Source organism: Mesorhizobium sp. B2-4-14, assembly GCF_006442155.1.
Taxonomy (GTDB): Bacteria; Pseudomonadota; Alphaproteobacteria; order Rhizobiales; family Rhizobiaceae; genus Mesorhizobium.
In genome coordinates this window covers 1-10063 of the sequence record NZ_VFVA01000070.1, presented here as the reverse complement: position 1 = coordinate 10063, position 10063 = coordinate 1, and the positions used below count along the sequence as shown (strand labels likewise).

The 10063-nt window shown below is 63.8% G+C and carries 7 protein-coding genes; 4 read left to right on the top strand and 3 right to left on the bottom strand.

The features are described 5' to 3' along the window. The first annotated feature begins 14 nt into the window (after positions 1-14). The gene (locus FJ938_RS29025) at positions 15-488 is read left to right on the top strand and encodes a L,D-transpeptidase (protein ID WP_140700045.1); all 474 of its coding nucleotides are present in this window, start codon (positions 15-17) and stop codon (positions 486-488) included. Positions 489-694: 206 nt separating this feature from the next. Here FJ938_RS29025 and FJ938_RS29020 read toward each other — a convergent pair whose 3' ends face one another. Both FJ938_RS29020 and FJ938_RS29015 read right to left on the bottom strand, forming a co-directional pair. Further along, positions 695-3778 (bottom strand): efflux RND transporter permease subunit, encoded by a 3084-nt coding sequence (locus FJ938_RS29020; protein ID WP_140700042.1) that lies wholly within the window; start codon positions 3776-3778, stop codon positions 695-697. After that, on the bottom strand, positions 3775-5103 hold the full coding sequence (locus FJ938_RS29015; RefSeq protein ID WP_140700040.1) for an efflux RND transporter periplasmic adaptor subunit: 1329 nt from the start codon (positions 5101-5103) through the stop codon (positions 3775-3777). Before FJ938_RS29015 ends, FJ938_RS29020 begins: the two co-directional genes overlap by 4 nt. A gap of 145 nt (positions 5104-5248) precedes the next feature. Between FJ938_RS29015 and FJ938_RS29010 the strand changes: the two genes are divergently transcribed. Continuing rightward, entirely contained in the window at positions 5249-5782 is a 534-nt protein-coding gene (locus FJ938_RS29010; RefSeq protein ID WP_140700037.1) for a TetR/AcrR family transcriptional regulator, read from the top strand. Positions 5783-5837: 55 nt separating this feature from the next. On the opposite strand, the gene FJ938_RS29005 is transcribed toward FJ938_RS29010, so the two are convergent. Further along, on the bottom strand, positions 5838-6278 hold the full coding sequence (locus tag FJ938_RS29005; RefSeq protein WP_140700034.1) for an Lrp/AsnC family transcriptional regulator: 441 nt from the start codon (positions 6276-6278) through the stop codon (positions 5838-5840). Between the two features lie 130 nt (positions 6279-6408). On the opposite strand from FJ938_RS29005, the gene FJ938_RS29000 reads away from it, so the two are divergent. Both FJ938_RS29000 and FJ938_RS28995 read left to right on the top strand, forming a co-directional pair. Further along, complete coding sequence (locus tag FJ938_RS29000) at positions 6409-9465, top strand: aminotransferase class III-fold pyridoxal phosphate-dependent enzyme (RefSeq protein ID WP_140700031.1); 3057 nt, start codon at positions 6409-6411, stop codon at positions 9463-9465. Between the two features lie 119 nt (positions 9466-9584). Beyond that, on the top strand, positions 9585-10063 hold a 479-nt coding region (locus tag FJ938_RS28995), incomplete at its 3' end, for a transporter substrate-binding domain-containing protein (RefSeq protein WP_140700028.1).

The window sequence follows — 10063 nt, the reverse complement described above, 5'->3', positions numbered from 1 at the left end:
AGAGAGAGGACGTCATGCACACCACCATTGCCGCCAAATTGATCAATATCACCGCAGCCGTGCTCACGGGCACCGCGCTTCTATTCGGTGCCAACAGTGCTCATGCCGCCAACAGTGCTCATGCCGCCAACAAGATCGTGGCGCGGGTGTCGCTTTCGCAGCAGGTCATGGAGGTCTCGGTCGATGGCCGGCCGACCTTCGCCTGGAAGGTTTCCACTGGCGACAGGGCGCATGTGACGCCGACCGGCTCGTCCAAGCCGACGCGGATGCATGAGATGTGGCATTCGAAGAAGTACGACAACGCACCCATGCCGCACTCAGTTTTCTTCAGCGGCGGCTACGCGGTGCACGCGACCTATGCCGTCAAGCGTCTCGGCCAGCCGGCCTCGCATGGCTGCGTGCGCTTGCATCCCGTTGCCGCCGCCGATTTCTATCAGTTGGTCGAGACCTTCGGGCCGGCCAATACCAGCATAGTCATCGTCAAGTAGCAGGCTGGGAACGGTTGTCGATGCGCCGCCGTGCATCCCGTCCAAGGCTCCCGCCGGAACGCTCTCCAGTGATAATGAGCTCAGCTCGACCCGGCGGTATCGAGCCCAGCCAAAAAAAGGCCGGAAAATCTCCAGCCTCTTTTTTTAGTTGTTTGTTTGCGCAATCCCGATCGGAAAACCGTTACACACTTTTTCCTGGAATTGCTTCAGGTCGGCAATGCCGGCATCAGCTTGGGATCAGGCTTCTCGGCAAGCTGAGGCAGATCCTTGCTGGCGATGAAGGTGTAGAACATGGGCACGACGAAGAGCGTGAACATGGTGCCGACCAGGATGCCGGTGAAAATCACCAGGCCCATCGAGTAGCGGGCCGCGGCACCCGCGCCGCTGGAGACGATCAGCGGCACCACGCCGAGCGCCATCGCCGCCGTCGTCATCAGGATCGGCCGCAGGCGCACCTTGGCCGAGGCGATGATGGCGTCGCGCCGCCGCATGCCATGGATCTCACGCTGCTGGTTGGCGAATTCCACCAGCAGGATGCCGTGCTTGGTGATCAGGCCGATCAGCGTGATCAGACCGACCTGCGTGTAGATGTTGAGCGTGCCGAGGCCCAGATTAAGCGGCACGATCGCACCGAAGATCGACAGCGGTACCGCCATCATGATGATCAGCGGGTCACGGAAGCTTTCGAACTGCGCCGCCAGCACCAGATAGATGACGATCACGGCGGCCGCGAAGGCGATCAGGATCGTGTTGCCCTGCTCCTTCTCCTGCCTGGACTGGCCGGAATAGTCGATGAAGAACGTATCGGGCAGGCTTTCACGGGCGATGTCCTCAAGCACCTTCAGGCCGTCGCCCGTGGTGACGCCGGGCAGCGGAAGCGCGGATATGGTTGACGAGTTCAGCTGGTTGAACTGTTCGATCGCCGCCGGCGCCGCATTGTTCGAAATCTTCACCACCGCCGACAGTGGCACCATCTCGCCGGTGACGCTGCGGACGAAATATTCGCCGAGCTTTTCGGGATTGTCGCGGAATTCCTGCGGCACCTGCGGGATGATGTCGTAGCTGTTGGAGTCGCGGTCGAACTGCGCCACTTCGGCGCCGCCGACCAGCAGCGTCAGCGTTCGGCCGATATCGGCGATCGGCAGATTGAGTGCCGCGGCGCGGTCACGATCGATGGTCACCGTCACCTGCGGCGCGTCATAGGCCATCGAGTTCTGCACGACGATGAAGCGGCCGGAGGCTTGCGCCTTGTTCTTGATTTGCTCGGCCGCCTCGTAGACTTCCGCTGAGCTGCCCGTCGAGCGCACCACCATGGCGATCGGCAAGCCGCCGCCGGAGCCGGGAAGCGTCGGCGGGGCGAAGACGAAGGCCTGGACACCGGCAACCTTGGCGATGCGGGCCGTGATATCGGCCTGCAATTGCTTCGAATTGCGCTTGCGATCCGCCCAGTCCTTGAAGGCGAAGCCGACGAAGGCGCTGTTGGTCGTGCCGCCGAAGGCGACGGCGGAGAACTGCGCCCGCGTTTCGGGAATGTCCTTCACCAGGCCCAGGATCTGGTTGACGTAGGTCTCGGTGTAGTCGGAGGTCGCATACCGCGGTCCCGTTACGAGCGAGAGCAGGAAGCCCTGATCCTCTTCCGGCGCCAGTTCCGTCGAGGTCTTGGTGAACATGAAGCCGGTCACGCCGACGAGCGCCAGCACGATGATCAGCGTCAGCGGGCGATAGTTCAGCGAACCGGTGACCGCACGCTCATAGACATGCTCGACCCGCGAGAAGGTGCCGTCGACGATGCGCTGGAAACGGCCGGCATTGCCGGGCTTCAACAGGCGCGCCGACATCATCGGGGTGATGGTGATGGCGATGACGCCCGACAGCACAACCGACCCGGCCAGCGTCACCGCGAATTCGCGGAACAGCGAGCCGGTCAGGCCGCCGGTAAAGGCCAGCGGTGCGAACACGGCAGCCAGTGTCATGGTCATGGCGACAATGGCGGTGGCGATTTCACGCATACCGTTGAAGGCCGCCTGCATCGGCGACATGTGGTCTTCTTCCATGTGGCGATGGATGTTCTCCACCACCACGATGGCGTCGTCGACGACAAGGCCGATCGCCAGCACCATGGCCAGCAGCGACAGAAGGTTGATCGAATAGCCCACCGCAAACAACAGGAAGCAGACGCCGATCAGCGACAGCGGGATGGTGATGATCGGCATCATCACCGAACGGAACGAGCCGAGGAAGAGCAGGATGACGAGCACGACGATGGCAACGGCCTCGGCGATGGTCTTGAACACCTCGTCGATCGAGGCGCTGATCTGACCGGTGGCGTCGTAGACGATCTCGATCGTCATGCCTTTCGGCAGCGTTTCCTGGATCTGCGGCACGAGCTTGGTGAGCGCGGCCGCCGTGGTCAACGGGTTCGCGGCAGGCGTCGGGAAGATGGCGAGAAAGGTGCCGGGCTTGCCGTTGAAGCTGACCCTAGTGTCGGTGTTTTCGGCGCCGAGTTCGACGCGCGCGACGTCGCGCAGCCGCACCACATTGCCGTCGGTCGAGCGCAGCGGCAATTCGGCGAACGCCTCCGGCGTCTGCAGCGTCGAGCGCACGGTGATCGAGGAGACGACATATTCGTTCTGGGTGTTGCCCGGCGCCGACAGGAAGTTGGAGTTGTTGATCGCCGTCAGAACTTCGGCGGCCGTCACGCCGCGCGCGGCAAGCCTGACCGGATCGATCCAGACGCGCATGGAATATTGCTGGGCGCCGAAAATCTGCACGTCGGCGACGCCTTCGACGGTCGACATGCGGGGCCTGATGACGCGTTCGATATACTCCGTCAGCTGCTCCTTGGTCATGTTCGGATTCTGCATCGAGATGTACATCATCGCGAACTGCTGGCCGGTGCCCTTGACGATGACGGGATCCTTGGATGCATCCGGCAAGGTGCCGCGCACGCCCTGGACCTTCGACAGCACCTCGGTCAAAGCCACATCCGGATTGGAGCCGAGCTTCATCTGCACCGTAACCGTGCTGGAAGACGGACGGCTCGATGAGGTGACGTAGTCGATGTTTTCGGTCGAGGCGACGGCGCGCGCGATCGGAGCCGAGATGAAGCCCTGGATCAGGTCGGCGCTGGCGCCCGGATAAGCGGTCGTGATGGTGATCGCGGTTTCGTCAACCTTCGGATACTGCCGGATCGACAGGTTGAAGATGCCCTGGAAGCCCAGGAGCAGGATCATGCAGGCAAGAACCGTCGAAAGGACGGGCCGGCGAATGAAAAGATCGGAAAAGCTCATTGCTGGCCGGCCTGCTTGTTCGCCGATTTGGTCGGGTCGATCGTGTTGTCGACGTTGACGGACATGCCGTTGAAGAGGCGGTTCTGGCCCGCGGTGACAACCTCGTCGCCGGCCTTCAGCCCTTCGACGATCTCGACCATGCCTTGATTGCGGCGGCCGGGCTTGACGAAGACCTGCGACAGCACCAGCGCGGGCTTGGCCGGGTCCGCGGCCGGCTTTTCGGGCTTCGTGGCGTCGGCCGGCTTGCTTGCATCGGCCGCTGGTTTCATCGCATCCGCCGGCTTGGCATCCGCCGCCTTGCTGTCCACCGGCTTGCTGTCCGCAAGCTTGTCGGTGGCGGCTGCCGCGGGCTTTTCCTCCGGCTTGGCAGGCTGCGTGGGTGCGGCTGCGGCGGGCTTCGCCGGCTGCACCACGAAGATGTAGTCGCCATAGAGGCTGGTGGTCAGTGCCGTCTGCGGCAGCACCAGCACGTTCTGCTCCTCGGGCAGTTCGACACGCACCCGCACGAACTGGCCCGGGGTCAGCTTGCCATCGGGATTGGCGACTTCCGCCCGGATGTTCACCAGCCGGCTGGACGGGTCGATCTTTGGGTCGATGCCGCGAATGGCGCCGGCGAACGGCATGTCTCCGCCGCCGAGGCCCAGCCGAACCGTCTGGCCGATCTTGAGCAGCGGGAGCTGCTGTTCGGGGACCGAGAAATCGACCCGCATCGTGTCGAGATCCTGCAAGGTCACCACCGCTGTGCCGGGAGCCAGGTACTGGCCGATATCGATCTTGGGAATGCCTGCCGTGCCTGCGAAGGGAGCGGTCAGCTGTTTCTGGTCGAGCACGGCCTGCAGTCTGGTGACTTGCGAAGCGGATGCGCTTGCGGCCGCCCTTGCAGCGTCCAGCGTCGCGTCGGTGCCGACGCCGCGCCGCTGCAATTCGATGGCGCGCGTGAATGCGGCCTGATCGGATGTGGCCTGCGCTTTCTGGGCCTCGAGATCGGCACGCTCGACGGCATCGTCAAGCTGCAGCAGGACCGCGTTGTCCTCCACCTTCTGGTTGGCGTGGAAGAGGATTTCCTTGACGATGCCCGTGGTCTCAACCGTCAGGTCCACACCGCGCACGGCTCTCACCGTGCCGATCGCCTCGACGCCAGGCGTCCAGCTCGACGGCTTGGCGATAGTGGTCGACACGGTCGCCGCCGGCGGCTTCATCGTGGCGAAATACTGCTTGATGCCGTTGTCGCGCAGGAAGTTGAAGCCGACAATGCCACCGACCACGACCACGAGGACGAGCAGAACCAGGATGATGATGACGATACGAAGTATGCGCTTGAACAAGAAAGACCCCTCAGTCGTAATCCGGCGCGAAGCACGGATATCGGGACACATATCGACTGCAGGTCCCGATTTCAAATAGCGGCGGTCTTACTGTACCGTCTGGACGGTCTTGTCAATTGGGCCTAAGCTTGCGATGGGAGGCGCCATGAGAGCCCGAAGAACGAATTCGCGCGAGAAAATTCTCGCCGCGGCGGCTGACGTCGCACGGGAGTCCGGCCCCGGAAGCCTGTCGCTGGAAGCCGTCGCCAGCCGCGCCGGGGTATCGAAAGGCGGCCTGCTCTACAATTTCCCGACCAAGGCCAAATTGATGCAGGGGCTGGTCGAGGGCTATCTGCGCGAATTCGAGCAAGCGCTGGAGGCCGCCAATCGCAATGACAATGGCGAAAACCCGCTCGCCGTCTATATCAGGCTGTCGGCCAATGATTGCGAGGAAAAGCAACCCTCCGCCTCCTGGATCTTTTCGGCGATCGCCGAGGATCCCGATTTCATGACGCCGATAAAGACATTCAAGCGGCAGCTCTTCGAACGCCTGAAAGGCGAGACGAACGACCTGAGATCGCTGCTGGTCTGCTATCTCGCCATCGAGGGGCTGCGCAGCATGAACCTCTTCGATTCCGATGTGCTGTCGAAAGACGAACGCGAGCTGCTGGTGTCTTCCCTGCTGGAAATCGCCAAATAGACAGAGCTTGAGCGCGGCGAAAACGGCGCGAAGGGCGACAGCAGTCTTGAGGTATTCACTCCGCAGCGCGTTCGATATCCCGACGCAGGACGATCGCGGTCGTCAGGTCCTCGACGCCGCCGAGCATGGCAATGAGGTCCCGCACCGTATTCAACCTGTCGATCGACGACACCTCGACCTCGACGACGAGATCGAGCTGGCCGCTCACCGATGACACCCGCCGCACTTCCGGATAGCGCGCCAGCTGGTCGAGAATGCCGATGGAGGGCGTGCGGATCAGCGTGACCAGCAGGAAGGCGCAGACCAGGCCTTTGTCCATCTGACCGATATCGGCCCGGTAACCCCTGATGACGCCGCTCTTCTCCAGCGACGCCACCCGCTCGCTCGTCGCGCTGCGTGACAGACCGATGCGCCCGGCAAGCGTCTTCAGCGGGATGCGGGCCTCCTTCGACAGGATGGCCAGAATGTCCCGATCCTTGGCGTCCAGTTCCCTCATCGCGCCACGCTCCCTCGGCTCCGTTAATGTGCCGGCCAATGCGGTCATTGTGCCGGCGCAACCGACGCTTTGCCGGATGCCCGATTTTTTGACCCATGCCAAGCTTTGACAAAGCAGATGCGGATTTCAGATGACCAACGTTTCCCACCCAGCACCTCAATTCTCGCCAGGCGAGGCCGTCGATCTCGCCACGCGGCACTTCGGCATTGCCGGCAGCGTCACGCCGCTCGACAGCGAGCGCGACCAGAATTTCAAGCTGGCTGCTCCCGACCGCTCGCTGTGGATCCTCAAAATCGTCAATGCCAGCGAGCCGCTGGCCGAGAGCGAATTCCAGACGGCATTGTTCGACCACCTCGAGCGCAACAGTCCGGATCTCGCCGTACCGCATCTCAGGAAGACGACACAGGGCGCCTCGCTCGCGCATGCCAGGGGCACCGGCGGCGAAGATCATGCCGTGCGCATGGTGTCATGGCTCGCCGGACAGCCGCTGGCAGAGAGCCAGACCACGCCGGCGCTGCTTGAAAGCCTCGGCGGTGCGCTTGGCCGGCTTGACCGCGCCCTACAGGGCTTCATTCATCCCGGCGCGCTGCGCTCGTTCGACTGGGACATTCGCCAGGCCGGTCGCGCGCGGCAGCGCCTTCACCACATCGGTGATGACCGGGACCGCGCCTTGGTGGAGCGGTTCCTCGATCATTTCGACGCCGAGGTGGCGCCTCGCCTGCCGGCGTTGCGGGCACAGGTGATCCACAACGACGCCAATGACTGGAACGTGCTCGTCGATCCCGAAAAGCCCGAGCGTGTCGCCGGGCTGATCGATTTCGGCGATGCCTTGCACAGCGCGCTGATCGCCGAGGTCGCCGTCGCCTGCGCCTATGCCATCCTCGATGCCGAGGATCCGATTGGCGCGGCCGCACGGTTGGCCGCCGGCTTCCACGCCGAGTATCCGCTGCGCGAAGAGGAACTCGACCTGCTCTTCGACCTCATCGCGATGCGTCTCGTCACCTCGGTGACGCTGTCGGCGGCGCGCAAGGAGCGGACTGCCGACAATCCTTACCTGTCGATCTCGGAAGCGCCGGCCTGGCGGCTGCTCAATCGTCTGGGCAGGATGAACCGGCGCTTCGCCACGGCGATCCTGCGCCACGCCTGCGGCTTCGAAGCCGCTCCCGGAGCCCGCGCCGTCACAGGTTGGATCGCGGCAAACCGCGCGCATCTTGCGCCAATCCTCGACCGCCATCCGGCGACGCTTGCCAAGGCGCTTGTGCCCTACGGCGATCCGCGAAATCCGATGACGGTGACATCGGCCGCGCAACAGCCCGACAAGGCGACAGCATGGTGGGATGCCTATTGCGCCGAACATGGCATTGCGCTCGGCATCGGTCCGTGGGGGGAGGCCCGCACGGTCTATACCAGCGACATCTTCGAGTCGCGTTTCGTGGAAGGCGCGCGGCGCGCCAACCATCTCGGCCTCGACCTTTTCATGCCGGCGGGCACAAGGCTTTACACGCCGCTCGCCGCCACCGTCAGAAGCGTCGAGATCGAGGAGGATCCACTCGGCTATGGCTGCCTGGTGGCGCTGGAGCATGCGCCGCCGGGCTGCCCACCCTTCATCACCCTGTGGGGCCACATGGCGCATGAGGCTGGACGGCGGCTGAAGGCCGGCGACCGCCTGGAAGCGGGCGCGCTTGTCGGCGAGATGGGCCTACCTGCGGAAAATGGCGGCTGGGCGCCGCATCTGCATTTCCAGATATCGACGGACACCAGTCTTGCCGCACGCGACATCCTTGGGGTGGGTGAAGAGCGCTATCTCGACGTGTGGAAGGAACTGTTTCCGGATGCCGCCGAACTCGCCGGCATTCCGCCCGAAACCTTCCAGCAGAGTGGCCGGTCACGCCCGGAGATCGTTGCCGCGCGCAAGGCGTCGCTGCTGCCCAATCTCTCCATCTCCTACTCCGAGCCGATCAAGTTCGTGCGCGGCGAAGGCGCCTGGCTGATCGACGATCGCGGCCGCGCCTATCTCGACTGCTTCAACAATGTCTGCCATCTCGGCCATGCCCATCCTGACGTGGTGGACGCGATCGCGAGGCAGGCGGCAAAGCTCAACACCAACACACGCTACCTGCACGACGCGATCGTCACCTATGCGGAGCGGCTGACGGCGACGCTGCCGGCCGGGCTGTCCGTGGCCTCCTTCGCCTGTTCGGGCAGCGAGGCCAATAGCCTGATGCTGCGCATGGCGCGTACCCATACCGGCCGCAGCGAGGCGATCGTGCTCGACTGGGCCTATCACGGCACGACGCAGGAGCTGATCGACCTCAGCCCCTACAAATACAAGCGCAAGGGCGGCAAGGGGCGCCCGGCGCATGTGTTCGAGGCGGCCATTCCAGACAGCTATCGTGCACCGGCCGAATGGCCTGATGACGAGCATGCGAAGCGTTTTGCCGAAAGCGTCGCCGAGCAGATCGCCGACATGGCGAGGCAAGGCCGCGCGCCCGGTCTGTTCCTGGCGGAATCGATCCCCAGCGTTGCCGGCCAGGTGTTCCTGCCCGATGGCTATCTCAAGAAAGTCTACGCGATGGTGCGCGCCGCCGGCGGCATCTGCGTCGCCGACGAGGTGCAGGTCGGCTTTGGCCGCGTCGGCAGCCATTGGTGGGCTTTCGAAACCCAGGGGGTAACGCCAGACGTCGTCACCATGGGCAAGCCGATCGGCAACGGCCACCCGATGGCGGCCGTGGTGACCACCGCCGAGATCGCCGCCTCGTTCAACAATGGCATGGAGTATTTCAACACTTTCGGCGGCAATCCGGTGTCCTGCGCGGCAGGGCTCGCGGTGCTCGACGTCATCGAGCGCGATGGGCTGAGGCGCAATGCGCAGGAGATAGGCTGTTATCTCATGGCGCGCTTCAAGGCCTTGCAGGATCGTTACGAGATCGTTGGCGACGTGCGCGGCCAGGGGCTCTTCCTCGGCATCGAATTGGTCGAGGACCGCAAGAGCAAGGCGCCTGCGACAGCCCTTGCCCGCCGCATCAATGATGGCGTTCGGGCACGCGGCGTGCTGATCGGCACCGAGGGACCGCATGACAATGTCCTGAAGATGCGCCCGCCGATGATCTTCAGCCGGGCCAATGCCGATCATCTTGTCGGCGTTCTCGACGAGACGCTGGCGGCGGTTCTGGCGCAAGAGGCTTAGGACAGACCAGCGCACCGCCTGGCGGTGCGTGAACTGACAGAACAACAGCGATTTTCACGAAGGTCCGGTGCTTCACGTGCCGGCGGCAGGAGAGGCTTTGCCTCGTCAAGGGAGGAACCATGAGACATGCATTGATCACCGCGCTCGCCCTCGTAGCGGCCACGCTGGCCGCTCCGGCGAAGGCGGACACATTCGACATCGTCAAGCAGAGGGGCTCGATCCTGTGCGGCGTCAGCCAGGGGGTGGCGGGCTTCTCAGCACCCGACGACCAGGGAAAATGGAGCGGCTTCGACATCGATTTCTGCCGCGCGGTTTCAGCCGCCGTTTTCGGCGACCCCGACAAGGTCAGCTACGTGCCGCTGTCCACCAAGGAGCGCTTCACGGCGCTGCAAGCCGGCACCGTCGATATTCTGTCGCGGCAGTCGACCTGGACCTTGTCGCGCGACACGGGCATGGGCATCCATTTCGTCGGCGCCGTCTATTATGACGGCCAGGGCTTCATGGTGCGCAAGGATCTCGGCGTGGACAGCGCGCTGAAGCTCTCTGGCGCAACGGTGTGTGCGGAACAAGGCACCACCACCGAGCAGAACGTCGCCGA